Origin of the sequence: Thermus caldifontis (assembly GCF_003336745.1) — a bacterium.
Lineage (GTDB): Bacteria > Deinococcota > Deinococci > Deinococcales > Thermaceae > Thermus > Thermus caldifontis.
In genome coordinates, this window is the sequence record NZ_QGMX01000004.1 from 84,211 (window position 1) to 108,517 (window position 24,307).

Sequence of the window (24,307 nt, forward strand, 5' to 3'; positions counted from 1 at the left end):
TAGCGGCAAGCAGGAGGCCTTCCCCGCTTAGCGCAAGCGCCGCCAAAGTTCCGGGCTAAAGAGGAGCGCCACCGGCAGGATCTCAATCCGACCCGCCCACATCTGCAGGATCAGAATCAGCTTGGAAAGGGGATGAAGCTCAGCATAGGAACCCATAGGCCCCACTGGACCGAGCCCTGGGCCGATGTTGCCGATGGCCTGGGCGCTGGCGGTAAAAGCCGTCACAAAATCCCCTTCCAAAAGCGCCAGGATCAGGGTACCAAAACCAAAAAGAAGGGTGTAAAGGAAGATGAACACGGAAACCTGCCCCAAGGCCTCCTCGGAAACCACCCGCTGTCCCAGGCGCAGGGGAAGGACCGCCCTGGGGTGGAGGGTGCGGGTGATTTCCCGCCTGAGAAGGCCGAAGAGGAGAAGCCAGCGCACCACCTTGATGCCCCCTGCCGCCGAGCCGGCACTTCCCCCCACGAACATCAGGATCACCAGGATGGCCTGGGCCGGCACCACCCATTGGGCAAAGTCCACGCTGGCGAAGCCGGTGCCAGTGAGTATGGAGACCACCTGGAAGAAAGCGTGGCGGAGGCTGGCCTCGAGGCCATACATGTGGTGGGTGTAGAGGTAAAGGGAAAGGAGCGAGCCCGCCAGGAGCACCAGCAGGGCATAGGCCCGGAACTCCGCATCCTTGAGGAGGGGCTTGACCTCCCGCCCGAAGAAAAGGCGGTACTGGAGCAGAAAGTTCACCCCCGCCAGGAACATGAGGAGGCTAGCCAGCCACTGGGCAAGGGGGGAATAGGTGGCAAAGCTTTGCGGGTTGGGGCTGAACCCCCCCGCCGGGGTGGTGGTGAGGGCGTTGGCCAGGGCCTCAAAGACGGGTATCCCCGCCCACCAGTAGGCCAAAAAGGCCAAAGCGGTAAGGGTCAGGTACACCCGCAAGACCGCCTGGGCGGTGTGGCGAAGCCTGGGGGTGAGCCTCTCCTTCTCCACCCCCGTGCTCTCCGCGAAGAAGGCCTGGCGGCCCGCCACTTGCAGCTGGGGAAAGACGCCCAGGAAGAGCACCACGATGCCGATGCCTCCCATCCACTGGGTAAAGCTCCGCCACAGAAAAAGGCTTTTGCCAAACTGCCCAAAATCCGCAAGCACCGTGGCCCCGGTGGTGGTGAAGCCGGAAAACGCCTCAAAAAGAGCATCCAGGTAGCCCAGCCCCCCAGAGATCCAGTAGGGTATGGCCCCCAGGGCGGGCACCAAAAGCCACAGCAGGGCCACGGCGGCAAAGACCTCGGCCCGGGGCGGTTGGGCTTGGGGATGCCCCACCCCCTGCAGGGCCTTGCCCAACCCTATCCCCAGCACCGCCCCCAAGAGGAACCCCTTGGCGTCCTCCTTCCAGCCCAGGGCCAAGAGGGCAAAGGCTAGCATGAGAAAGCCGAGACCCTGATACGTCAAGCCCAAAAGGTACAGGCTGGAGCGAAACCCTTGCCTAGCCGACGATGCGGGCCACGGCTTCATCCGCCACCTCCCGGGCCACCACCAAAAAGAGCCGGTCGTTGGGAAGGGCCTCCAGGTCCTCCCGGTAGAGCATCACCCGATGGTCCCGCTCCAGGGCCACCGGGGCCACCTGGGGCGTGGCCAAAGCCCTCAGGTGCCTGGGCCTGAAGTTTTCCGGAAGCTCCACCTCTAAGAGCTCAATGTTCTCGTCCATGGTGGACACGTGCTCCACGTTCTCGGGCCCCAGGTAGTCCAAAACCGCCCGCACCGCAGCCTGGCGGGGGGTCAGGGGCAGGTCTATGCCCACCTGCTCAAAGAGCCTGCGGGTTTCCGAGCGGGACACCCGGGTGATCACCTTGCCCACCCCAAGCTGCTTGGCCAGCAAGGAAGCCAGGAGGTTCTTCTCGTCGTTGTCGGTCACCGCCACCACCGCATCGGCTTCCTGCAACCCCTCCGCCTCCAAGAGCTCCAGGTCGGTACCGTCCCCCTGGATGATGAGGGCACCGGGAAGCTCCTGGGATAGCCATTCGCACCGCTCGCGGCTGGGCTCGATGATCACCACCTCCAGGCGCCGCCTTAAAAGCTCCTGGGCCACCATAAAGCCCACGTTGCCCCCACCGATGACCATCACCCTCCGCACCCCCCGCCCCGTGGCGAAATAGGCCTCCAGCTCAGGGAAAGCCCGTAAGGTGGTGACGAAGAGGATTTTGTCCCCAGGCTCCAGGATGACCTCGGGGCACTCGGGGTGGGCAAAGCTCCAAAAGGCCCCCTCCCGCACCACCCCCACCACCAAGACCCCCTCGGGCCAGGGAAGCTCGGCAAGAAGCCGGTGGGCGTAGGGGCCACCCTCCTTCACCCGGTACTCCACAAAGCGGAGCCGTCCCTCCGCCAGCACCTCGGTGTCCACAGCCCCGGGGACCAGGATCACCTCCACGATCTCCCGGGCCATGGCCCTCTGCGGCCAGAGGACCTTGTCGATGCGGGTACCCAGGATCTCTGCGGTACGGGGGTCGGTGAGCACATCCACATACCCCCCCTTGCCCACAAAGCAGAGGGTTTCCTTAGCCCCCAGGCCCTTGGCGAGAAGGGAGGCCAGGAGGTTCACCTCGTCGGAATCCGTGCTGGCGATGAAGAGGTCCGCCCGGTCCACCCCGGCCTCCCTAAGGGCGTCCGGGTCCGTGGCCCCGCCCACCACCACCTTTACGTCCAGGTGGGCGAAGCGCTCCTTGGCCTGAGGGTTGCGGTCCAGAACCACCACCTCATGGGCTTTTTCCAGGGTGCGGGCCAGTTCCCCGCCCACCTCCCCGCCCCCGGCGATGACGATGTACATACCGCCCCTATCCTAAGCCTGGACCCCGTAAAGGTCGTAGGTGTCGGCCCGGGTGATCCGAACCTGGATCCTCTCCCCCACCCGGGCTGTGCCGTCCGTTTCCACGTAGACCAACCCGTCAATACCCGGGGAGTCCCGGTAGCTCCGGCCCACGGCCAAGCCCGGCTCCGGAAGCTCGTCCACCAGGACCTCGAGGGTCTTCCCCACAAAGCCCTGGTTTTTCCGCAAGCTGATCCCCGCCTGCACCTCCAAAAGCCGGGCCTTCCGCTCCTCCTTGACCTCCTCGGGCACATGGCCCTCCAGGGCGTTGGCCTCGGCGCCCTCCACCGGGGAGTAGGTGAAGACCCCTACCCGGTCCAGCTCCGCCTCCTGCAAAAACTCCAGGAGGATTTGGAAGTCCTCCTCGGTTTCCCCCGGGAAACCCACGATAAAGCTGGAGCGGATGGCAAGCTCCGGCACCACCTCCCGCCAAGCCTTGAGGGTCTTCAGGTGGCTTTGGTACCCCCCGGGGCGGCGCATGAGGCGGAGGATCCTTTGGGAAGCGTGCTGCAAAGGCACATCCAGATAGGGAAGCACCTTGCCCTCAGCCATGAGGGGAAGAAGCTCCCGCACGTGGGGATAGGGGTAGACGTAGTGAAGCCGTATCCAGGCCCCAAGCTCCGCCATGTGGGAAAGGAGCTCCTTGAGCTCGGCCTTCACCAGGCGGTCGCCCCAAAAGCTTTCCCGGTAGCCGATGTCCACCCCATAGGCGGAAAGGTCCTGAGCGATGAGGAGGAGCTCCCGGGTGCCGGTGGCCACCAGCCGGGCGGCCTCCGCCAAGATCTCCCCGGCGTCGCGGGAGCGCAAGGACCCCCTGAGTTTGGGGATAATGCAGAAGCTACAGCGGTGGTCGCACCCCTCGGAAAGCTTCAGGTAGGCGTAGTGCCGGGGCGTGAGCTTCACCTGGGGCGGGATGAGGTCCAAGAGGGGGTTGCGGGACGCCGGCAACGCCTCCTGCACCACCTCTAAAACCCGCTCCACCTCCCCCGGACCGGTGATCTCCAGCACCTGGGGGTGCCTCTTTCGGATCACCTCAGGCCGGGCCCCCAGGCACCCCGTCACCACCACCTTGCCGTTTTCCCGCAAGGCCTCCCCAATGGCCTCGAGGCTCTCCTCGATGGCCGGGGTGATGAAGCCACAGGTGTTCACCACCACCAGCTCCGCCTCCTCGTAGGTGGCGCTGGTTTCGTAACCCAAGGCTTTCAGCCGGGAAAGGATCTGTTCCGAGTCCACCAGGGCCTTGGGGCAGCCCAGGCTCACAAAGCCGATCTTGGCCATAGACCTCCAAGGAGCCCCCAAAGGGCTATCCTCGGGGCTCCAACGCACCAGTATAGCCCCCTTCCAGCCTCCCTGCGAGGGGCATCACGGGGCTGCAAAACGACGGGTGAGGGGCTTGCCCGGCTCCCCCAAGGGACCCAGGTCCTTGCCGTCCAGAAAAACCCGCACCGCCCCCGGGTTCCCCGAGCGCACCTCCACCGGCAGGTCAAAGCTGAGCTCCGCCCCCACCTCGGGAATGCCCTCGTAAAGCCGCTTATCTCCCTGGGTCACCCTAAGCCAGCTCCGGCCCTCCAGGCGAAGGACCAGCCTCCCAGAAGGTGCCGTAGGCGAGGGAGCCGGGACAGCCTGAGCCTCCTGGGGCTTGGGGGAAAGGCGGTAGCGTAGGGCGCGGTTTTGGTCCAGCACCACCTCCTCCTGGAAGGGCTCATACCCGGGCAGTTCCAGCCGGATCACCCGCCGGCCTCCTTCCAGGGGGGGGCTCTTTAGGGGGGTCTGTCCTAGGTAGAATCCGTCCAGGTAAACCCGAGCCCCTGGGGGTTCGCTGGCCACCTCGAGGCTAAAACGTTCCGGGGATTTTGGAGGCGGCTCGGGCGGCAGGCTTACCGTTTGTACCGGCGTGGGGCGCAGGAGCAGGTAGGCCCCGTACCCTAAAACCCCCAAGAGGACCAAGGCCAAGAGAAGAGGCCAGGGCCAAGGGCGCCGGGAAGCCGGCGGGGGCGGGAGCGAAGGGGTGGGGGTTGCGGGATAAAGGGCCAAAAGGGGCTCGGGGTCCAGCCCCAAAAGGAGGGCATAGCGCCGGAGGTAGCCCCGGGCCAAGGCGGGTTCGGGAAGGTCCGCAAAGCGGCAGGCCTCGAGGGCCTCCAACACCTTGGTCTTTAGGGCCAGCCGCTCGGCCGCCTCCTTGAGGGATAGTCCCTTCTCCTCCCGGGCCCGGCGAAGCCTTTCCCCCAGTTCGCACACAAGGCTATTCTAGCCCGGCTAGGGCCAAGGCCACCCTGGCCGCCAGGCGGGCGTTTTCCACGAGAAGCCTTTGGTTGATCCGGTCGGTTTCCCCGCGGGAAAGCTCAGAGAGACGCCTCAGCAGGTAGGGGGTAAGGGCCTTACCGTAGATCCCCTCCCGGGCCGCCTGGTGGTTGGCCTCCTCCACCCAAAGGGCCACCTCCTCGTAGGGCAGGCCCTGGGAAACGGGGTTCACCAGGAGGACCGCCCCCAGGCCCAGCTCCCGGGACTTGCGCAGCACCAAGGCGGCCTCGAGGGGGGTTTCCGCCCGGGTGGGCACCGGAAAAGGGGAGTCCGGGGAAAAAAAGGCGGGAAGCCGGTCCGTGCGGTAACCCACCACGGAAACCCCCAGGGTTTCCAGGCGCTCCAGGGTGGCCCTCAGGTCCAGGATGGCCTTGGGCCCCGAGGAAACCACCAGGATGGGGGTGCGGGCCAGGGCCAGGAGATCGGCGCTTTCGTCAAAGGGCTCGGGATGCACCCCCCCGATCCCGCCGGTGGCGAAGACCGCTATCCCGTAGCGGTGGGCCAGGTGGACCGTGGCGGCCACCGTGGTCCCAGCGCTCCTCCCCTGGACCAAGAGGGCAGGCAGGTTCCAGAGGCTCGCCTTCTCCGCGCCCCCCTGGGCCAGGGCCTCCATCTCCTCCCGGGAAAGGCCCACGCGTACCTCGCCCCTTACGATGCCAATGGTTTTGGGCATGGCCCCTTCGGAGCGCACCGCCTCCTCCAGGGCCCTAGCGGTGTGGAGGTTCAAGGGGTAGGGTAACCCGTGGGTGAGGAGAGCCGACTCCAGAGCCACCACAGCTTCCGCCACAGGGGAAGGATACCACGCCTCATACCACCCCACCCTGGCTTGCGCCAGGGTGGGGGCCCCGGAAAGGCCCCTTTATACCACCCCACCCTGGCTTGCGCCAGGGTGGGGGCCCCGGAAAGGCCCCTTTGTAGGCCCCGTCGCGGAAGGGTCTGACGGAGAGGGCATCACACCGCCGGCCACACCAGGACCTCTTCCCCCACCTTGAGCCCGTGGAAGAGGAGAAGCTCGGGCGCAAGCCGGATCTCCACCCCCAGCCCCCCCACGCCTTCCACGGATAGGAGAACCTCCTTATGGGCCTTTACCCGCACCTGCTGGAAGGGGCCGTAATGCTCCCGCCAGGCGGAAAGGAGCAGGGCATCCACCTGCGCCCCTTGGCGTCCCAGGGCTACCCGAAGCCGGGCGGTGCGGGGCACCCGGGGGAAGACCTCCACCAGGCGCAGCCGGGCCAGGTGGCCCAGGCGCCTCAGGACCTCCCCCAGGGGAAGAGCCTGTCGGGAAGCCAGATCCAAGGGGCTTTGGCCGCTTTCCAGGGCCAAAAGCAGGGAAAGCTCCACGGGGTCCAGGGTACCCTGGACCGCCTGGGCCCGGGATCCCGGCCGCACCAGGTCAAAAGGGCCCACCTCCACCCGCTCATCCAGAAGGCGAATGGCCTGCAGGAGATGGGCCTCGAGGGGCCCTTCCAAGGAGCTCACGGGTGGGCGCACGGCAGGCTGGAACTGAAACCGACCCTCCTTCAAGGCCAGCACCTCCAACAAAGCCTCCCGCCCCACCCTTTCCCCAAACACCGCATGGACCGGCCGGCCCCGCTCCAGGTACACCTCTCCCCTTCCCCCCCCTGCCTCCACCACGAAAACCCCCGTCCTTCCCCCCTGGGCGAGGAGCTGCAACCAGTCAATGGGACCTAAGAGGCGGAAATCGCCTTCCATAAGGAACCGAGGTACCCCTTGCCAAAGAAGTGCACATGGGCCAGGAGGTAGTAGACCTGGTACCGGGGCAGGGCCCGTTCCACCTCTTCCGGAATAGGGTAAAGGGCCTGGTAGGCCCTCCAGAACTCCTGAGGAAAGCCCCCAAAGAGGCGCATCATGGCCAGGTCCACTCCCCGCTCCCCCACGAAGAAGGAGGGGTCCAGTAGGGCGGGCCCCTCTGGGGTGAAGCGAAGGTTGCCGTGCCAAAGATCCCCATGGAGAGGCACTGGACCCTCGGCGGGCAGGGGCTTTTGGAAGAGAGCCTCCACCCTGGGTCCCAGGCCCTCGAGGCGGTCCCAGGCGGCCTTTAGGAGAGGCTCTATACACCGCAGGAAGAAGAACTCCGTCCACTCCTCTCCCTCCCCACCGGGTAAGGGAAAGGTGCCCAAGAATCCCGCCTCAGCCCAGTAGAAGGCTTCGCGCCGCCGGTGCAGCCCCGCCAGCATGCGGGCCAGTCCTTGCCAATCAGCAGGACCCTCCGGTAAATATTCCAGGACCAACCCCTCCTCCGCCACAAAGAAAACCTGCGGCACCCGCACCCCCCGCTCGGCCAAGGCCCTAAGCCCCCGGGCCTCCGCGGGAAAGAGGCCGGGAGGAGGGTTGGGGGAAAGCTTCACCACATAAGCCCCCAGGCGGTACACCCGGGAAATATCCCCGCCGTATAGGGCTTGAGGCGGACCCTTGGCTTCAAGCCCCGCCCGTTCCAGAAGTTCCCTTGGGTCCATCCTCCCCCATAATGTGGTCCAGGAAGGCCCGGGCCGCAGCCTCCACCATCCAGTACACCTCCTGGCAGTCCTCCAGGTCCCCGTAGTAGGGGTCCGGCACCTCTCCCCCGCCTAGGTAGTCCAGGAGGAGGCGCACCTTCCCCCTGGCCTCGGGGAAGCGCCTTTGCACCTCAGCCAGGTTCTCCCGGTCCATCACCAGGATGTGGTCGTAGCCCTGGGCATCCTCCCGGGTCATCTGCCGGGCCACATGGGGGAAGTAGGCCCCTTCCCGCTCCAGTACCCGGCGAGCCCGGGGATCCATGGGCTCCCCGGCATGCCAAGCCCCCGTGCCGGCGGAATCCACCTCAAACCGGGCCTCGAGGCCCCGTTCCCGGATGAGCTTGCGGAAAGCCCCCTCCGCCAGGGGGCTCCGGCAGATATTCCCCAGGCAGACAAAGAGCACCCGTATGGGACGGCCCATGCCTCCCATGATAGATAGGCCCTCAGTAGGGAACCTCCGCCACCACCTCCGTGCCCTTTCCCGGCTCGGAACGCACCTGGAAGCGCCCGCCCCGCGCCTCCACCCGCTCCCGCATCTGGGTGAGCCCGAACCCACCTAAACCCTGGGCCTCCGCATTTTGAAACCCTCTTCCGTTGTCCCGAACCACCAGCCGCGCCCCCCGCTCTCCCAAGGGGAGGAGTTCCACCTCTACCCGGCTAGGCTTGCCGTGCTTGGCGGCATTGGTGAGGGCCTCCTGCAGAACCCGGAAGAGAACCAACTCGCTGGCCTGGGAAAGCCCCACGGCCTCAGGCAGGCTAAGCTGAACCCGAAACCCCGCCTGCTCGGCAAAGGCTTGGGCATAGCGGCGCACGGATTCCAGAAAGCCGTAGCGTTCCAGGTCGATGGGCCTCAAGGCGAAGATGCTCCGGCGCACCTCCCGGATCTGCGCCCTGAGGGTTTCCTTCACCTCGTTCAAAGCCTTCAGGGCCGCTTCCTGGTCCTTAGGCAAAAGCCTCTCCGCCAAGTCCAACTTTAAGGCCATGAAGGCCAGGCTTTGGGCAATACCATCGTGGATCTCCCGAGCGATGCGGGTGCGCTCCTCGTTGATGGCCAGTTCCTCCGCCCGGAGGTACGCCTGGGCGTTGCGCACCGCCAAGGCCACCTGGGAGGCCAGGAAGGACAGGAAAGGAATGCGCCGGGAAAGACCTTCCCCCTTGAGGACCAGCACCCCCACCGTCTCCCGGGCCTTTAGGGGTAGGGCCAGGGTTCCCTCTTCCACGAACACCGGCCCCTCGAGGCTCCCCTTCCAAACCCCATCCGGTAGGAAGGGATGGGAGGGTAAGACCAGGCCCCGCACCACCCGGGGCACCAAGAACCCCTCCTCGTCCAGGAGGAGAACCCCACCCCCCTCCGCTTCCGCCCAGGACTGGATCCGCTCCAAAAGTCCCTCAAGAAGCCGGTCCAGATTGGCCTCGGCCTTAAGGGCCTGGTCCACCTCAAAGAGGGTGAGGCGGTCCCGGCTTCGGGCCACCACCGACTGCAGGGCCCCTGCCACCTCGTGGGCCAGCACCTCCAAGAAGACCCTTTCCGGCTCCGGGGGGCAGGCCTCCAGGTACCCCTTTAAACCCGGAAGCTCCACCCGCACCCCGCCGCATTCCTCCCCCCCATGGACCCCCTCGGCCTCGAGGGCCACGGGATACCCCAGGGTTTCCCCCAAAGCCCGGGCGATGCGGGAGACCGCTTCCTCCAGGTTCTCGCTCTCCAAGGCCTCCCGGAACACCCTCCCCGCCGCCAAAAGGCGGCGGTTCGCCTCCTCCAAGGCCCTTTCCGCCCGCACCTTCTCCAGGGTTTCCTGGGCGATCCACTCCAGCACCGCATAGGTGACCAAGGGGCCCACCAGGCCGTAGAAGCCAAGCCGTAGCCAAAGGAGGCTATCCACGTGCCGGTAGGGCAAAAGGGCCAGCTCAAAGACCATCACCACCGCCGCGATCAGGGGCGGCAAAAGCCGCTGGGCCAGGCGCACCAATCGGTAGAGGCTGTGGCTAGCCATCCTTTTCCTTCGTACCCTCCTTTTTGGGGGAGGAGGCTACCGCATACCGGCTTTGGTGCAGAAGCCCCCTGAGAAGTTGCACCTCGCCCGGGGAAAGCCGGGCCTTGTGGAAGATGCGCCGCAAGCGCCGCATGGCGTAAGGGTGGCGGTGCTCGTCAGTGAAGCCGATTTCCAGCACATACCGCCCCAGGTCCGCAAAAAACCCCTCCAGGGCCGCCAGGTCCGCAAGCTCCTCCCTAAGGGCCAAAGCGGCCCCCTGCACCCAGGCCTGGTAAAGCTCGTAGGCGAAGACCACCACCGCTTGGGCCAGGTTCAGGGAAGGTTGCTCGGGGGCGGTGGGAATGGTGCCGATGAGGTGAGCCAGGTCCAACTCCTCGTTGGTGAGGCCAAAGGTTTCCCGACCGAAGACCAAGGCCACCTCCCCCTCCACAGAAAGCACGTGAGCGGGCACCTCCTTAGCCGTTACCACCGGGGCCGGGTACAGTTCCCGGGGCCTTCCCGTGGTGGCCACCACAAAACTCACCCCCTCGAGGGCCTCCCCTAGGCTTTCCACCGCCACCGCCCGGTCCAACACCTCCTCGGCGTGCACCGCCAGCCAGTAGGCTTCCCGGGCCCAAGGAGGGCCCACCCGGGGCGAAGGCCTCACCAGGTAAAGCTGCGAAAAACCGAAGTTCCGCATGGCCCGGGCCACCGCCCCCACGTTCATGGGCTCCTGGGGTTCCACTAGAACCACACGAATCCGCTGCAACACGCCGTATTCCTCCTTAAGGGGCCTCAGGCGAACCCCCCCCTTCCCCGTGCACCGTGCCCCCATCCGACCCAGGTTCTTCCGGGGATGGGGCGGGGGCAGGCTCCGGCACCGGACCGGGTTCCGCCCCGAGGGAGGGGGCTGATGGAGGCTCCGGTGCGGGCGGGCCCTCCGAGGGCATGGGCGCCTTTGGGGTAGGGGGGGGACTTACTCGGGGCACGGGTACCTTCCCCTGAGGGAACCAAGCCCTTATCCCCCCCGGGGAAGGCTGGCCCGAAAGCAGGTCCACCTCCACCTGCACCAGGCCCGCCGGCGGGGGGAAATCCCCTCCTGGACGTCCCCGCAAGGCCGCAGCCACAAACTCCCGCCAGATGGGGGGGTTGACCACGGAGCTGGAAGGCTCCCTCCCCCCCAGGCGCAGGGGCTTGTTATCGTCGCGGCCCACCCAGACCACCGCAGAAAGCCCCCGGGTCACCCCAGCAAACCAGAGGTCGCGGGCCTCGTTGGTGGTCCCCGTCTTCCCCCCCACCACCCGGCCGGGGATACGGGCCCCCTTGGCCAGGCCCTTCTCCCCCAGGTCGTAAACGTATCCCTTCAAGAGGTCCCACCCTTGGTAGGCCACCAAGGGATCAAAGAGGCGGCGCCGTTCCGGAAAGGCTTGGTAAAGCACCTGCCCCTGGGCGTCCTCCACCCGCTTCACGTAGATGGGGGTCACCCGGTAGCCCCCGTTGGCGAAGGCAGCGTAGGCCGCGGCCAGGTCCACCGGGGTGATGGAGGCACCCCCGATGGCTATGGCCAGGGTGGGGTACTTGACGGCAAACCCCGCCTGGGAAAGCTTCCTGGCCACCTTCTCCACCCCAATGGCTTGGGTGGTGTAGATGGCGGGCAGGTTGAGGGAGAGGTCCAGGGCATAGCGCACCGTAATCTCCTGGTTAAGGAAGGTACCGGAGAAGTTCTTGGGCCGCCATACCCCTCCCTTCTGGCTGGGGTCGGGAAACTCCAGGGGGCGGTCGGGCACCAAGGTGGCCTGGGTCCAACCCTCCTCAAAGGCGGTAGCGTAGACAAAGGGTTTCACCGCGCTCCCCGGGTTACGCAGGGCCCGGGTGGCCCGGTTGTACTCGTCCCCTTCCCGCCTTACCCCCCCCACCAAGGCCAGCACCTCCCCCGTTTCCGGATCCAGGCCCACCATGGCCAGCTCCGCCCCCTCCGGCAACCTGGCCCCCTTGGCCGCGGCCTCCGCCGCCCGTTGCATGGCTGGGTCCAAGGTGGTGTACACCTTAAGCCCCCCCTCGCCATAGACCTTTTCCTTCCCGAAGCGGGCCTCGAGGAAGCGGCGCACCTCGAGGACAAAGTGGGGGGCCATCCGGTAGTCCAGCTGCCTGAGGATGCGGGCCTCGGGATCCACCAGCCTGGCTTCCAGAAGGTTTCCCTCCCCGTCGTAGCGCACCTCCCACCCCTGGGGCGCCAAGGGCTCCCGCCAAGCAGCCTCGGCCGCCTCATGGCTCACCCAGCCCTCGGCCACCATCTGGTGCAAAAGGAGGCGCATCCGCTCCCGCACCCCCTTCAGGTCCTGGTAACGGGCGTTGGGAGCCGGGATCAGGGAGGCCAGGTAGAGGCCCTCCGCCAGGGTCAAGGCCGCCGGATCCTTCCCGAAATAGGCTTCCGCCGCCCCCTTGATGCCCACGGCGTTGCCCCCCCAGGGCACCACGTTCAGGTACATCTCCAGGATCTCCTCCTTGGTGTAGCGCCTCTCCAGCTCGAGGGCCAGGGCCCACTCCTTGAACTTACGCTCCAGGGAGCGGGCCTGGGCCAGCTCCTTGAGCAGGGTGTTTTTGATGACCTGGGTGGTGATGGTGCTTCCTCCCTGGAGATCCCCGCGAAGGATGGCATAAAGGGCCCCAAACAAGCGCACGAAATCCACGCCGTAGTGCTGGAAGAAGCGGCGGTCCTCCGAAAAGACCACGGCCGCCACCGCCGCCGGGGAAACCTCGGTAAGCCGCACCAGGCTCCGGTGGATGGCCCTTCCCTCCTCCACGCTGGCGATCTGGGCCAAAGGGGTGCCGTCCCGGGCATAGAGGGTGGAGGTGGCGGTGAGGCGCAAGCGGTCAAACTGGGACAGGTCCGGAAGGTCGCGGGTGTAGGCATAGGCCAGATACCCCAAGGCCAAGCCTGCTCCCAGCAAAAGGCCGGCCAGCAAGAGGAACAGGAAGCGGAGCACCCGCACGCCCTTAAGTTTACAAGGGCCTACCCCAAACCCAAAAAGCGGAAGAGCTTGTCCCGGGTGAGGGGTTTTTCTATGGCCATCACCCGCACCACCTCGGCCGTGGTGCGGAGCTTCTCGTTGGGCTCTATGAGCACCGCCAAGGGCACCTCCTTAAGCCGGCGCACATGCCGGATGCGGGCCGCTACGGCAAAGGGATCCACGTCCAGGTCCTGGTCCAAAAGCACATACCGGGGCGTGTGGTCCAATAGCCAAAAGAGCCCTTCCCGGGCCAGGTCAAAGTGGCGAACAGGGATGCCCTTCTCCGACAGCACCAGGTCCACATAGGCCCGCAGGGCATCGCTACGGCTTAATAGGAGAAGCCCCGGATAATCCGTCGCCACGGGGCCAGTTTATCCAAGGGGTGCGAAAAGGATATGAAAAGATTTGGCTGGGGCGCGTGGACTCGAACCACGACCGGCGGATCCAAAGTCCGCTGTCCTGCCATTAGACGACGCCCCAGCACCCAGGCCCTTGCCCCAAGGGGCAAAGCCACCCAGATTGTAGGGCAAAGGGCCTTTCCCGTCAAACCCCCCTCACACGTTAAAGAGGATGTAGAGGACATCCCCATCCTGCACCAGGTAATCCTTGCCCTCCAGGCGCACCCAACCCCTCTCCTTAGCCCTGGCCCATCCCCCAGCCTCCACCAGCTTTTCCCAAGGGATGACCTCAGCCCGGATGAAGCCCTTCTCCATGTCGGAGTGGATCTCCCCCGCCGCCTCGGGGGCCTTGGTCCCTCGGCGCACCGTCCAGGCCCGCACCTCCTTCTCCCCGGCGGTAAAGAAGGTGATGAGGCCAAGCGCCCTATACCCCGCCTGGGCCAGGCGTTGCAGACCGCTTTCCCTCAGGCCATAGGCGGCGAGAAGCTCCTGTCCCTCCTCCGGAGAAAGCTCGGCCAGTTCCGCCTCCAGACGGGCGGAGACCACCACCACTTCTGCCCCCTCGGCCTTGGCCTTTTCCCGCACCGCCCGGACATGGGGGTTACCCTCGCCTTCGGGCAGGTCCTCCTCGCCCACATTGGCCACGTAGATCACCGGCTTGGCGGTGAGGAGAGGGGTTTCCCTGAGCAGGCGGCGAAGCTCGGTATCCTCCCCCGCCTGCCCGTTTCCCAGGAAGGTGCGGGCGGGCTTTCCCTCCTCTAGGTGGGCGTAAAGGGCCTCCGCCACCTCGAGGGCGGGGACCAGGTCCCGGTTGGCCCGGGCCTCCTTCCTCAGCCGTTCAAGGCGCCTTTCCCAGGTGGCGAGGTCAGCCAAAAGGAGCTCGGTTTCCACCACCTCGGCATCCCCCAGGGGATCCACCCGGCCCATCACATGCACCACATCGGGATCGGGAAAGCACCGGAGCACGTGGGCGATGGCCGCCACCTCGCGGATGTGGGCCAGGAACTGGTTGCCAAGGCCTTCCCCCCTATGGGCACCCTTCACCAACCCGGCGATGTCCACAAACTCCACATGGGTGGGGATCACGGGAGGCATCCTATCGCCCTTGGCAAACACCCTCTGCAAGGCGTAAAGCCTTGGGTCCTCCAAGGCCACCACCCCCACGTTCTTGTCGATGGTGGCGAAGGGGTAGTTGGCCGCCAAAGCCCTTGCCCGGGTGAGGGCGTTGAAGAGGGTGGATTTGCCCACGTTGGGTAGACCGACGATTCCTACAGCCAGCATCCTGACCTCAAAAAAAGCCCCACCGAGGGGCCTCTTTTCATCCTATCACACCCTTTGCGTATGATGGCAGGGTATGGACCTGGCCGCCCACATTGACCACACCCTCTTAAAACCCACCGCCACCCCCGAAGAGATCCTCAAAGTGGCGGAAGAAGCCCTGGAATACGGGTTTTTCGGCCTCTGCATCCCCCCCTCCTACGTCCCCCTGGTGCGGGAGCGTTACCCCCATGCCCCCTTTCGCTTGGTAACCGTGGTGGGCTTCCCCTTGGGCTACCAGACCAAGGAGACCAAGGCCCTCGAGGCGGCCTTGGCCTTTGCCCAGGGAGCCCATGAGGTGGACATGGTGATCCACCTGGGCCGGGCCCTGGCCCAGGACTACGCCTATGTAGAGGAAGAAGTCCGCACCGTCCGCCAAGCGGTGCCGGGTGCCGTCCTTAAGGTGATTCTGGAAACAGGCCACTTCACCCCCAAGGCTTTAGAAGCCCTAGCCGAGGCCGCCATCCGGGGCGGGGCCGACTTCCTGAAGACCTCCACCGGCTTTGGCCCCCGGGGAGCCAGCCTGGAGGACGTGGAACTCCTGGTCCGGCTGGCCCAAGGCCGGGCCCAGGTGAAGGCGGCAGGCGGCATCCGTGACCCGAAGATGGCCCTCAAGCTTCTGGAAGCGGGGGCCACCCGTCTGGGCACCTCCAGCGGGGTGGCCCTGGTGAAAGGGGAAGGTGGGGATGGGTACTAAAAAGCGGCGCAAAAAGCCCACCCTGGCCGGGCTTCCGGGGTACGTGCTCCTCCTGGTCATCCTCCTCCTTTGGCTTTACCAGGAGCTCCGCCCAGGCCCGGTTTCCCCCCCCGCCCAGGCGGAACCAGGGGGGGTTGAGGTCTATTTCATGCCCCAGGAGGGGGAGGCCGCCAAGGCCCGCCTCATCGCCCTTATGGACGGGGCCAAGGAGAGCCTGGAAGGGGCCTTTTACGAGTTTCGCGACCTGGAGATCGCCAGGGCCCTCTTGCGGGCCAAGGAGCAAGGGGTAAGGGTCAGGGTGTACGGGGAAAGCGATTACCGAAGCGATTTCCGCCGCTACCTGGTGGGGGCCGCCTTGGGCCAACAGGGGGAAACCCCCAGGGTGCCCCAGGAGGCCCTGAGGCAACGGGTTAAGCCCCTATCCCTGGATTGCGAAGAGATCGCGGGCCTTCCCGTCTGCTTTGACGAACGGGAGGGCTTCATGCACCATAAGTTCCTGGTGGTGGACGGCAAGGCGGTCTGGACTGGGAGCACCAACATGACCTGGAACGCCTTCGCCCGAAATAACGAAAACAGCCTTCTCCTTCCGTCCCCCACCCTGGCCCAGGGGTACGCCAAGGAGTTCCAAGCCCTTTTTGGCGGCAACAAGGAGGGTTTGGGAGAGCCCGTGGCCTTCGCCCTTACGGACGAAAACCTCTCCCTGGAGGGCACCGCCTATTTCAGCCCAAGAGGGGGTCCATTGGCTCGGGAAGCCCTCCTGGAAAGGCTAAAAGCGGCCAAGCAGGAAATCCTGGTGATGGCCTTTGTCCTAAGCGATCGGGAGGTGGTGAAAGCCCTCATCCAGGCCAAGGGAAGGGGCGTTCCCGTCCAGGTCCTCCTGGAGACCCGGAACCTCCGGGATAGCCGCTACCAGGACCTTAAGGACGCCAGCATTGAGGTGCGCCAGGATGGCAACCCTTACACCCTGCACCACAAGGTAATGGTGATAGACGGCACCTGGGTGGTCACGGGAAGCTACAACTTCACCGCTAGGGCCTGGCAGGTAAACAACGAAAATCTCCTCATCCTGAAAAGCCCCTCCCTGGCCCAGCGATACCGGCAGGAGTTCTTGAGGCTATGGCAGGAAGGAACGCCCCTTTAGTGCTCACCCTAGCCTCGGGTAGTCCCAGGCGTAAGGCCCTCCTCGAGGCCCTGGGCTTTCCCCTAAGGGTGGTCCCCCCTGGGGTGGAAGAGGAAGGGGAAAGCCTTCCCCTAGACCCCAAGGAGCTGGCCCTGGCCCTGGCCCGGCGCAAGGGGGAAGGGGTGCCAGGGGAGTGGGTATTGGCCGCGGATACCGTGGTGGACCTGGAGGGCCGGGTGCTCGGCAAACCCAAGGATCGGGCAGAAAACCACCTCTTTCTCCGCCTCCTTTCCGGCAGAACCCACCGGGTCCACACCGCCATCTACCTGCGCACCCCTCAAGACCTGGTGACGGAGGTGCACACCACCCAGGTCCGCTTCCGCAGGCTTTCCGAGGAGGAGATCGCCTGGTACGTGCACAGCGGCGAGGGCCTGGACAAGGCGGGGGGCTACGGAGCCCAGGGCTTGGGCATGGCCCTTTTGCAGGCGATCGAGGGGGATTTCTACACGGTGGTGGGCCTGCCTGTGGCCCGGGTTTTTGCTCTTCTTTGGGAGAGGGGGTTTAGGCCATGAGGGAAGTGGCCCTGCGCCGGGGGCTTTTCCTCCTCCTCTTGGCCTTGGGCCTGGCCATGGCAGCCTTAACGCGCCCCCTTGCCCCCCGCCTTGCCCTAACCCTTTCCCCCCTCACCGCCCCCCTTCCCGCCTTGGGCCACCGCCTGGGGCAGAACCTGCGGGCCGCTCTGACCGCCCTCCTTAACCGCCAAGACCTCTTTGCGGAAAACCGAGCCCTAAAGGCACAGCTCTCCCAACTGGAGGGCGAGAATCGGAGGCTTCGCCTCGAGGTGGAGCGCCTCTCCCGGGCCCTCAAGGTCCAGGCCACCCAGGCCCCCGGGGTGGTGGCGGTGGCCCCGGTGGTGGGGGAGGACCTTTCCGGGCTTTACCGCCGCCTCGTCCTGGGCCTAGGGGAGCGGGATGGCCTCCGGGTGGGCATGCCGGTGACCGCCCCGGAGGGGCTGGTGGGGCTCGTCGTGGAGGTGGAGGAACGCCGAGCCCTGGTGCGCACCCTTCTGGACCCGGAAAGCCAGGTGGGCGTGCGGCCGGAGAAGGCCCCCGGACGGGGGATAGCCCGGGGTGTCCCCCCTGACCACCTGGTGGCGGAGTTCCCCCCCACGGTCAAGGTGGCTCCGGGCGATCTGCTCCTCACCGGAGCCCCCCTGGGCCTTTTCCCCGATGGCATCCCTGTGGGCCGGGTGGAACGTGTGGAGCGCATCCAAGGGGGATTAAAGCTGCGGGCCTGGGCCAGGCCCCTGGTGGAGCTATCCCTACTGGAAGAGGTTATCGTGCTGAGGCCGTTATGATGGGCGTTTTGCTCCTGATCACCCTCGCCCTCTCCGGATTCCTAGGGGCCCTCTGGCCTCAGGGGCTGATGGCCCCGGACCTCTTCCTGGTCCTGGCCCTCCTCTATGCCCGAAGCCTTCCCTACTACCTGGGCCTCCCCTGGGCCTTTTTCCTGGGGCTTGTGCAAGATCTCCTGGGATACGGGCTTTTGGGTCTCCATGCGGTAGGGCTTTTGAGCGCCAGCTACGCCTACTATGCGGCAAGCCGCCGCCTAGCTCCAGGGGAGGCTCCTGGGATCCTCTTCTCCTTCATCTGGGCCTTTTCCGCCAAGTGGGCGGGCTACTTCCTGGTGGCCTACTGGCTACGCCTGGAACTTCCCGCCTTCTTGCCCCGGGACCTTCTCCTCGAGGGCCTCCTCACCCTTCCCTTGGCCCTCCTGGCCTGGCGCCTCCTGCCGCCTCCCCGACGACCATGACCAGCCGGCTTTACGCCCTCATGCTCTTCTTTCTCCTGGCCTTCGGCCTCCTGGCCCTAAGGGCCTGGCACCTGCAAGTCCTGCAGCATGAGAAGTACGCCCTGCGGAGCCAAGGCAACTACCTGAAGACCGAGGGCATACCCGCCCCCCGGGGCCGCATCCTGGACCGCAAGGGCCGGGTGATCGCCCAGGACCGGCTGGTGGTGGACCTGGTTTACGAAGGGGGCGAGGTGGCCTTCAAGGAGAGGCTTCTGCCCCTCTTGGGCCTCAAGGAGCTCCCCAAGGTCCAGGGCCCCACGGTCCTGAAAGCGGGGGTGCCCGAATACCTGCTTCCCACCCTGGCGGAGATCACCGCAGGGCAGAAAAACCTCAAGCTGGTGGAGCGGATTGAGCGCCACTACCCCAACCCCATCTCGGGGCCCGTCCTCGGGTATGTGCTCCAGGCCAACGCCGAGCAGGTGAAACGGGGATACAGCCCCGACGAGCAGGTGGGCCAAGCGGGCCTCGAGGCGGCCCTCGAGCCCTACCTCAGGGGCAAGCGCGGCCTGAAGGCGGTGGAGGTCAACGTCCGGGGGGAGCGCCTTAGGGAAAGCATCCTGGAGGAACCCACCCCCGGGCAGGATGTGGTCCTCACCCTGGACCTGGACCTCCAGCAAGCGGCGGAAAAGGCCCTGGAGGAGGCCTTGGCGGACATCAACGCCGGACGGAGGTCCAAGGGCCTTCCCCCCGCCACCCTGGTTAAGGGGGCCATCGTGGCCCTAAATCCCAAAACGGGTGAGGTTCTGGTCATGGCCAGTGCCCCTTCCTTTGACCCCAACCTTTTCGCCAAACGGCCCATCCCCCAGGAGGTCCAGGCCCTTCTCACGGACAAGAACCTCCCCCTCCTGAACCGGGCGGTGCAACCCTATACCCCAGGCTCCACCTTCAAGCTGGCCACCAGCTATACCCTTCTGGAGGAGGGCTACGTGAATCCCTCCACCGCCTTCCGGTGTAGCCCCTACATAGTCTTCGGAGGCCAGGTGCGCCGCAACTGGGCCTCACGGGACATGGGCTCCATGACGGTCAGGGAGGCCATCGCCTGGAGCTGCAACACCTGGTACTACCAGGCGGTGGCCCAAGACCCCCTGGGGGTGGTGGACCGCCTGGCTGCGAGAGCCCGCCTTCTGGGCCTAGGGGAAGCGACCGGGCTAGAGATCGCTGAGCGCACCGGGCTTCTTCCCACCCGGGCTTGGAAGCGGGAGGCTTTAAAAGAGCCCTGGTATCCAGGGGAAACCCTTTCCTTGGCCATCGGGCAAGGACCCCTCCTCACCACCCCAGCCCAGGTGGCCCGCATGCTATCCACCATCGCCAACGCCGGGGAGAAACCCACCCTCCACCTGGTGAAACGCATCGGCCAAAGGGAGGTTAGGCCCCGGCTGGAGCCGGTTCCCGGGCGTTTTTGGACGGTGCTGCAGGAAGGTTTACGCAAGACCGTAAAAGAGGGTACGGCCCGCCATGTTTTGGGTAACTTCCCCGTGCCCACCGGGGGCAAAACGGGAACCGCGGAAACCCCAGGGAAACGGGCGGGCCTCGAGCACGCCTGGTACATGGGTTACGGCCCCGCCGAGCCCGGCTCCCCCTACCCCCCTTTGGTGGTGGTGGCCTTCTTTGAAAACGGCGGAGAGGGAAGCCGTGTGGCCCTCCCCGCCGTGCGGAAGGTGATGGCCGCTTACTGGCGGGTCGAGGAAGCCCAGGCCAGGTAGAATAACCCCATGCGGCTCCGCGCCAGCCCCAAGGCCCTAGCCCTGCGCTTGGACGGGGGAGAAACCCCGGAAGAAATCCAAAACCTTAAGCTACCGGAAGACCTTCCCCTCGAGGTGGAGGTGGCCGGGCCTGTGCCTGGGGACGTGCTCCAAGCCTTGCTGGAGCTGGGCCGGCCCCTCACCCTAATCCCTCCGCGAAACCGCCTTCCCGCCGGCACCCTGGTCCTCAGCAAGACCCTTCGCTCTGGCGAACGGGTGGAACACCCCGGCACCGTGGTGGTCCTGGGCGATGTGAACCCGGGAGCCGAGGTGGTGGCAGGGGGGGACGTGATCGTGGTGGGCAAACTGCGAGGTCTGGCCCATGCGGGGGCAGGGGGCGACGAGGAGCGCTTCATCTTCGCCCTGGAGCTGGCCGCCAAGCAGGTGCGCATCGGCCCCCACCTGGCCCAAGCCCCGGAGGACCTGGACGCACGGGGCCCCGAGATCGCCCGGGTCCAGGAGGGAAGGATCGTGGTGGAACCCGCTAAAAAGCGATAGTTCCCGTTTCCACCCCGTACCGCTTCAGCACGAGATAAATGACCCAACCCGATGCGGCCACGTACAGCCAGATGGGCACCAGCACCTTGGCCCAACGCTTGTGCAGAATGAACTCCCCTCTAAAAGCCCGCCAGATCACGTAAAGGGCCAACGGTCCGTTGAGGGCGGCCAGGAGGGTGTGGGTGATGAGGAGAAGGTAGTAGGCTCCCCGCCAGGCCTCAGGCCCCCCGTAGGCGGTGGTGCCATGAAGGGCCCATTTGGCCAGGTAGAAGACCAGGAAAAGGAGGGCCAAGGAGGTGGCCGTGAGCATGGCCCGGTGATGCCAGACCCTCTTCCCCCTTCTGATCAAGGCAACCCCCACCAGCAGCGCCAACCCTGAGAGCACGATGCTCCAAACCGCCAGCAAGCCCAAAAGCTCCTTCACGCCCTTTCCTCCCCTAAACGCTCGCCCAGAAGCCGCACGGGCTCCAGCCTTGAGGTGCGCGCATAACTGTAACCCCTCAAGTAATCCTCCTCTTGACCTAAAAGCTGGTAAAGCCTAAGGTAGGCCACGGCCAGAAGCCCATCCCGTTCCTGCCCAGGGGGAAGCCGGTGAAGAAGCCTGGCAATCTCGCGGAGCCTGGGGACCTGGCTGGCCTCGAGGGGAGTACCCCTCAGGGCCCGGGCCAAGTCCGCCAAGGTGTTGCCGTTCCGCCTCATAGCCCCCAGGAGTGTACCACGCCCTGCCCCTAGGGAATGCGCCGGCTGGCGCGGTTCCCAGCAGCGTCCACCGCAAGCAGCACAGCCCCGGCCGGTACCTCCGCAGAGAAGGCCACCGTGGCCTCCTTGGGAAGGGAAAGGGGAGTATAGCGCCCCCCCACCTGAACCACCACCCGGTCCACCTGGACGTTGTCCTCCACCCGTCCGTACACCCGGTACAAGCTGCCTTCCCTCTCCACCCTTTCCACCACGATGCGGGGAGGCACGGCATCCAACACCAGGGGGACCCGCTTCGCCCCGCGGTTACCTTGGGGGTCTTCCGCCTCCAAGAGAAGCTCTACCTTTCCGGAAGCCGGGGCCTGGAGGCGGAAGCGGAACTGCACCAGCCGCTTGCCTGCCTCCCCCTGAGGCATCACGGACTGGCCATTAACCCAGATCCCCGCTACCCCGGAGGGATCAAAGGCATAACCCTCCACCCTGACCTCTTTTCCCGGGGCCACCGCCCCACCCAAGGGCTCCGTAAACCCCACCTCCGGGGGAACGGTATCGGGCCGGGTGCAGGAGACAAGAAGAAGGATAAAAGGATAGAGGAGATGCGTGCGCATCTCCTCTATCCTAAAGGGTAAGCCACCTTAACGCAGGATCACACCAACCCGCCCGGCAAAATATGGGCCGAAAATCGGGCTAGGAAGAAGCAGGCTGACACCCAACTGGCCCTCAAAGTAGGGGTTTATAGCCGGATCGGGAAGCTGGATCTCCACTCCCACAAGGCCATGAGGATAGACACCAAACAAAGCGCCAGCTAGGTAGACGTTTGCCCCCAAGCCAAACCCGTAATACCAGCTCATCCCCAGGTTCGTGGAGCTGGGAATTGTTGTCTTGGACAGGATAAAGGCAGCATCGCCTGCAATGCCAAATAAGCCGAAGCCGGCTCCTAGACGTAAATTAGCACTCTGATACTGAAGGCCCAGATACGTAGGGTAACCGGAGTAGAAACCAATCCCTGGAGTCTGGGCAAACCCCATGGACAACGCCAAACTTGCCACCAAACCCAAGATAAGCTTTTTCATCGCCACCTCCTTTTGACCTGACCCCGTCTGACCCATGGGCCGATCACACTATAGCAAAGTGTTCTCTAGAAGTCAAACACAAGCTTATGTTGTATAAAGGGCGTTAATCTTAACATACCCCTCCGTCAAATCACACCCCCAGGCCACGCCCTCCCCGTGGCCCTCCTGAAGCTCCACCAGGATTTCCACCTCTTCCGAGCGCATAGCTTGGCTGGCGGCCTGCCGGTCAAAGGGAAGGGCGCCTCCGGCATACAGGACAATCCCCTGCACCTGGATCCGCACCCTTAGGGGATCAAACCGGGCTCCCGAGTTGCCTAACGCCGCCAAAATGCGACCCCAGTTGGGATCGTTTCCGTAAAGGGCGCTTTTCCAGAGGGCGCTCCCCGCTATGGTCCTCGCCGCTCGCCTGGCCTCCTCCTCCGTGGCCGCCCCCACCACCCGCACGGTCATGAGCTTAGTAGCCCCCTCCCCATCCCGGGCCATCTTCCTGGCCAGCTCCCGGGCCACTCCCTCCAAGGCGGGGACGAAGGCCTCGAGGGGCACCCCACCATAAGCCCCGTTGGCCATGACCAGGGCAAGGTCGTTGGTGGAGGTATCCCCGTCCACGGTCACCTGGTTGAAGGTGCGGTCCACAATGCCCCGCCAGACTTCCCTTAAGGCCCCCTGGGGCAACGCAGCATCCGTCACCAGGAAGGCCAGCATGGTGGCCATGTTGGGGTGGATCATGCCGCTTCCCTTGGCGATGCCCACGATCCTCGCCCCCTCCACCTCGGCCTCGGCCACCTTGGCCACCAGGTCGGTGGTGAGGATGGCCTCGGCGAAGGCATCGGCATAGGGGGTGAGCTCAATCTGGGGTAGACCCGCCTCCACCTTCTCCACGGGAAGGGGAACGCCGATGACCCCAGTGGAAGCCGTCAAGACCTCCTCCACGGAAAGCCCCAAGCGCAGGGCCGCGGCCTCAGCCATGCGCCGGTCGTCCAAAAAACCACGCTCCCCGGTAGCGCAGTTGGCGTTGCCCGCGTTGACCACCACCGCCCGTAAGGGGCCCCCTTGGGCATGAAGGGCCCTGCCCCGGTGGATGGAAGGGGCAGCGGCCCGATTCTGCGTGGCCACATAGGCCCAGGAAGCGGGAAGGCCGGACACCAAAAGGGCTAGATCGGGCTTGCCCGAAGGTTTGATGCCCGCCCGGGTGGCCCCTGCGCGGAACCCCCTTGGCAGCTTCACGGCCATATACCCTCCTTGGGAAGCGCGGTTTCTTCAGGAAAACCCAGCATCAGGTTCAGGTTCTGCACCGCTTGGCCCGCCATACCCTTGACCAGGTTATCCAAGGCGGCAAACACGAGGACACGCCCGGTTCGGGGCTCATAGAGAGGTTTCACATCCACCCGGTTGGAGGCATAGGTACCCTTGGTCTCGGGCAAGGCCTCCCGCAGTACCCGCACAAAGGGCTCCCCCATGTAAAAATCGCCATAAAGTTCGTCCAAAGTACCCTGGCTCCAGTCCCCATCCACCTCGGCCTCCGCGGTAACCAGGATGCCCCGGGTCATGGGCACCAGGTGGGGCACAAAGGTTAAGCGCACCTCCCCCACCGGCCCGTGGGTCCTCACCCTCGGCCCCTGGGCCAATAGACGCCCCAAGTTTCTCTCCATCTCCGGGATATGGCGGTGGGTACCCCCTACCTTGTAGGGCTTGAGGTTCTCGTTGACCTCGGCAAAGAAAGTCCCTTCCCCCTCTCTCCCCGCCCCGGAAACCCCGCTAAGGCCCACCACAAAAGCCCTCCGCAGGACCCCTGCCGAGGCCAGGGGCGCCAGGGCCAAGGTGGCGGCCGTCACGTAGCAACCGGGATTGGCCACCAGCCTCGCCCCCTTTAGCTCCTCCCGGTGGAGTTCGGGAAGGCCATAGATGGCCACCGGGTAAAGCCCCGGGCTCTTATGGGGGATGCCATACCAAGCCTCGTAGACCTCCGGCGGAAGCCGATAGTCCCCGGAGAGGTCTATTACCCGTTTACCCGCCTCCAGGAGCTTGGGGGTAAGCTCCATGGCCAGACCGTTGGGCAGGGCCAGGAAGACCACCTCGGCCCGGTCCAGGACCTCCTCTTGGGAATGAAAGGGCCTACTATCCCACAGCTGGGGCCAGGCAGCCGAAAGGGGCTTCCCCTCGTATTTGCGGCTGCTAAACCCCACCACCTCCACCCCGGGGTGGGCCTTCAGCAAGCGGAGAAGCTCAGCCCCCCCGTACCCCGAAGCCCCCACAATCCCCACCCTCACCA

26 protein-coding genes and 1 tRNA gene are annotated in these 24,307 nt (G+C 65.4%); 7 read left to right on the forward strand and 20 right to left on the reverse strand.

Annotated elements, in window-relative coordinates; genetic code table 11:
- Positions 1 to 27 precede the first annotated feature (27 nt).
- The 14 genes from DK874_RS07255 to ychF all read right to left on the reverse strand — a co-directional run bounded on the left by DK874_RS07255 (position 28) and on the right by ychF (position 14,325).
- The gene (locus tag DK874_RS07255) at positions 28 to 1,500 is read right to left on the reverse strand and encodes a TrkH family potassium uptake protein (protein ID WP_114313354.1); all 1,473 of its coding nucleotides are present in this window, start codon (positions 1,498 to 1,500) and stop codon (positions 28 to 30) included.
- The gene (gene trkA / locus DK874_RS07260) at positions 1,472 to 2,809 is read right to left on the reverse strand and encodes a Trk system potassium transporter TrkA (RefSeq protein WP_114313355.1); all 1,338 of its coding nucleotides are present in this window, start codon (positions 2,807 to 2,809) and stop codon (positions 1,472 to 1,474) included. The genes DK874_RS07255 and trkA overlap by 29 nt, the downstream gene beginning before the upstream one ends.
- Positions 2,810 to 2,821: 12 nt before the next feature.
- Positions 2,822 to 4,126 (reverse strand): 30S ribosomal protein S12 methylthiotransferase RimO, encoded by a 1,305-nt coding sequence (gene rimO / locus DK874_RS07265; RefSeq protein WP_114313356.1) that lies wholly within the window; start codon positions 4,124 to 4,126, stop codon positions 2,822 to 2,824.
- 84 nt (positions 4,127 to 4,210) lie between these two features.
- A complete protein-coding gene (locus tag DK874_RS07270) occupies positions 4,211 to 5,086 on the reverse strand; it encodes a RodZ domain-containing protein (RefSeq protein ID WP_114313357.1) in 876 nt (291 codons plus the stop codon).
- Between the two features lie 4 nt (positions 5,087 to 5,090).
- Positions 5,091 to 5,936 carry a pseudouridine-5'-phosphate glycosidase gene (locus tag DK874_RS07275; protein WP_114313462.1) on the reverse strand — a complete coding sequence of 282 codons (846 nt, stop codon included), beginning with the start codon at positions 5,934 to 5,936 and terminating at the stop codon, positions 5,091 to 5,093.
- 164 nt (positions 5,937 to 6,100) lie between these two features.
- Positions 6,101 to 6,862 carry a DUF4388 domain-containing protein gene (locus tag DK874_RS07280; protein WP_114313358.1) on the reverse strand — a complete coding sequence of 254 codons (762 nt, stop codon included), beginning with the start codon at positions 6,860 to 6,862 and terminating at the stop codon, positions 6,101 to 6,103.
- On the reverse strand, positions 6,838 to 7,626 hold the full coding sequence (locus tag DK874_RS07285) for a fructosamine kinase family protein (protein WP_114313359.1): 789 nt from the start codon (positions 7,624 to 7,626) through the stop codon (positions 6,838 to 6,840). The genes DK874_RS07280 and DK874_RS07285 overlap by 25 nt, the downstream gene beginning before the upstream one ends.
- The gene (locus tag DK874_RS07290; RefSeq protein ID WP_162798743.1) at positions 7,589 to 8,095 is read right to left on the reverse strand and encodes a low molecular weight protein-tyrosine-phosphatase; all 507 of its coding nucleotides are present in this window, start codon (positions 8,093 to 8,095) and stop codon (positions 7,589 to 7,591) included. The genes DK874_RS07285 and DK874_RS07290 overlap by 38 nt, the downstream gene beginning before the upstream one ends.
- A 13-nt stretch (positions 8,096 to 8,108) precedes the next feature.
- A complete protein-coding gene (locus DK874_RS07295) occupies positions 8,109 to 9,656 on the reverse strand; it encodes a sensor histidine kinase (RefSeq protein ID WP_114313361.1) in 1,548 nt (515 codons plus the stop codon).
- Positions 9,649 to 10,404, reverse strand: a complete 756-nt coding sequence (locus DK874_RS07300) for an RNA methyltransferase (protein WP_114313463.1) — start codon at positions 10,402 to 10,404, stop codon at positions 9,649 to 9,651. The genes DK874_RS07295 and DK874_RS07300 overlap by 8 nt, the downstream gene beginning before the upstream one ends.
- A gap of 16 nt (positions 10,405 to 10,420) precedes the next feature.
- The gene (locus DK874_RS07305; RefSeq protein WP_114313362.1) at positions 10,421 to 12,628 is read right to left on the reverse strand and encodes a transglycosylase domain-containing protein; all 2,208 of its coding nucleotides are present in this window, start codon (positions 12,626 to 12,628) and stop codon (positions 10,421 to 10,423) included.
- 20 nt (positions 12,629 to 12,648) lie between these two features.
- The gene (locus DK874_RS07310; protein WP_114313363.1) at positions 12,649 to 13,008 is read right to left on the reverse strand and encodes a response regulator; all 360 of its coding nucleotides are present in this window, start codon (positions 13,006 to 13,008) and stop codon (positions 12,649 to 12,651) included.
- Between the two features lie 44 nt (positions 13,009 to 13,052).
- Positions 13,053 to 13,126: transfer RNA gene (locus DK874_RS07315), tRNA-Gln, on the reverse strand.
- A 74-nt stretch (positions 13,127 to 13,200) separates the two neighbouring features.
- Positions 13,201 to 14,325: a redox-regulated ATPase YchF gene (gene ychF / locus DK874_RS07320; RefSeq protein WP_114313364.1), complete on the reverse strand. Its 1,125-nt coding sequence runs from the start codon at positions 14,323 to 14,325 to the stop codon at positions 13,201 to 13,203.
- A 73-nt stretch (positions 14,326 to 14,398) separates the two neighbouring features.
- On the opposite strand from ychF, the gene deoC reads away from it, so the two are divergent.
- The 7 genes from deoC to DK874_RS07355 are packed head-to-tail and all read left to right on the forward strand — an operon-like array spanning position 14,399 to position 20,269.
- The gene (deoC, locus tag DK874_RS07325; RefSeq protein WP_114313365.1) at positions 14,399 to 15,058 is read left to right on the forward strand and encodes a deoxyribose-phosphate aldolase; all 660 of its coding nucleotides are present in this window, start codon (positions 14,399 to 14,401) and stop codon (positions 15,056 to 15,058) included.
- A complete protein-coding gene (locus DK874_RS07330; RefSeq protein WP_205387567.1) occupies positions 15,048 to 16,199 on the forward strand; it encodes a phospholipase D-like domain-containing protein in 1,152 nt (383 codons plus the stop codon). Before deoC ends, DK874_RS07330 begins: the two co-directional genes overlap by 11 nt.
- On the forward strand, positions 16,175 to 16,750 hold the full coding sequence (locus DK874_RS07335) for a Maf family protein (RefSeq protein WP_114313367.1): 576 nt from the start codon (positions 16,175 to 16,177) through the stop codon (positions 16,748 to 16,750). The genes DK874_RS07330 and DK874_RS07335 overlap by 25 nt, the downstream gene beginning before the upstream one ends.
- Positions 16,747 to 17,535 carry a rod shape-determining protein MreC gene (mreC, locus tag DK874_RS07340; protein WP_114313368.1) on the forward strand — a complete coding sequence of 263 codons (789 nt, stop codon included), beginning with the start codon at positions 16,747 to 16,749 and terminating at the stop codon, positions 17,533 to 17,535. Before DK874_RS07335 ends, mreC begins: the two co-directional genes overlap by 4 nt.
- Entirely contained in the window at positions 17,532 to 17,990 is a 459-nt protein-coding gene (mreD, locus tag DK874_RS07345) for a rod shape-determining protein MreD (protein WP_114313369.1), read from the forward strand. Before mreC ends, mreD begins: the two co-directional genes overlap by 4 nt.
- Positions 17,987 to 19,732: a penicillin-binding transpeptidase domain-containing protein gene (locus DK874_RS07350; RefSeq protein WP_114313370.1), complete on the forward strand. Its 1,746-nt coding sequence runs from the start codon at positions 17,987 to 17,989 to the stop codon at positions 19,730 to 19,732. Before mreD ends, DK874_RS07350 begins: the two co-directional genes overlap by 4 nt.
- Positions 19,733 to 19,741: 9 nt before the next feature.
- Positions 19,742 to 20,269, forward strand: a complete 528-nt coding sequence (locus DK874_RS07355; RefSeq protein WP_114313371.1) for a septum site-determining protein MinC — start codon at positions 19,742 to 19,744, stop codon at positions 20,267 to 20,269.
- On the opposite strand, the gene DK874_RS07360 is transcribed toward DK874_RS07355, so the two are convergent.
- From DK874_RS07360 to argC, 6 genes are all read right to left on the reverse strand, one after another.
- Positions 20,256 to 20,693, reverse strand: a complete 438-nt coding sequence (locus tag DK874_RS07360) for a DUF420 domain-containing protein (protein WP_114313372.1) — start codon at positions 20,691 to 20,693, stop codon at positions 20,256 to 20,258. The genes DK874_RS07355 and DK874_RS07360 overlap by 14 nt on opposite strands.
- The gene (locus DK874_RS07365) at positions 20,690 to 20,968 is read right to left on the reverse strand and encodes a hypothetical protein (protein WP_114313373.1); all 279 of its coding nucleotides are present in this window, start codon (positions 20,966 to 20,968) and stop codon (positions 20,690 to 20,692) included. Before DK874_RS07365 ends, DK874_RS07360 begins: the two co-directional genes overlap by 4 nt.
- A 29-nt stretch (positions 20,969 to 20,997) precedes the next feature.
- On the reverse strand, positions 20,998 to 21,573 hold the full coding sequence (locus tag DK874_RS07370) for a hypothetical protein (RefSeq protein ID WP_114313374.1): 576 nt from the start codon (positions 21,571 to 21,573) through the stop codon (positions 20,998 to 21,000).
- A 27-nt stretch (positions 21,574 to 21,600) separates the two neighbouring features.
- The gene (locus tag DK874_RS07375; protein WP_114313375.1) at positions 21,601 to 22,038 is read right to left on the reverse strand and encodes a hypothetical protein; all 438 of its coding nucleotides are present in this window, start codon (positions 22,036 to 22,038) and stop codon (positions 21,601 to 21,603) included.
- Positions 22,039 to 22,122: 84 nt separating this feature from the next.
- The gene (argJ, locus tag DK874_RS07380; protein WP_114313376.1) at positions 22,123 to 23,268 is read right to left on the reverse strand and encodes a bifunctional glutamate N-acetyltransferase/amino-acid acetyltransferase ArgJ; all 1,146 of its coding nucleotides are present in this window, start codon (positions 23,266 to 23,268) and stop codon (positions 22,123 to 22,125) included.
- A complete protein-coding gene (gene argC / locus DK874_RS07385; RefSeq protein WP_114313464.1) occupies positions 23,259 to 24,299 on the reverse strand; it encodes an N-acetyl-gamma-glutamyl-phosphate reductase in 1,041 nt (346 codons plus the stop codon). Before argC ends, argJ begins: the two co-directional genes overlap by 10 nt.
- Positions 24,300 to 24,307: the final 8 nt, after the last annotated feature.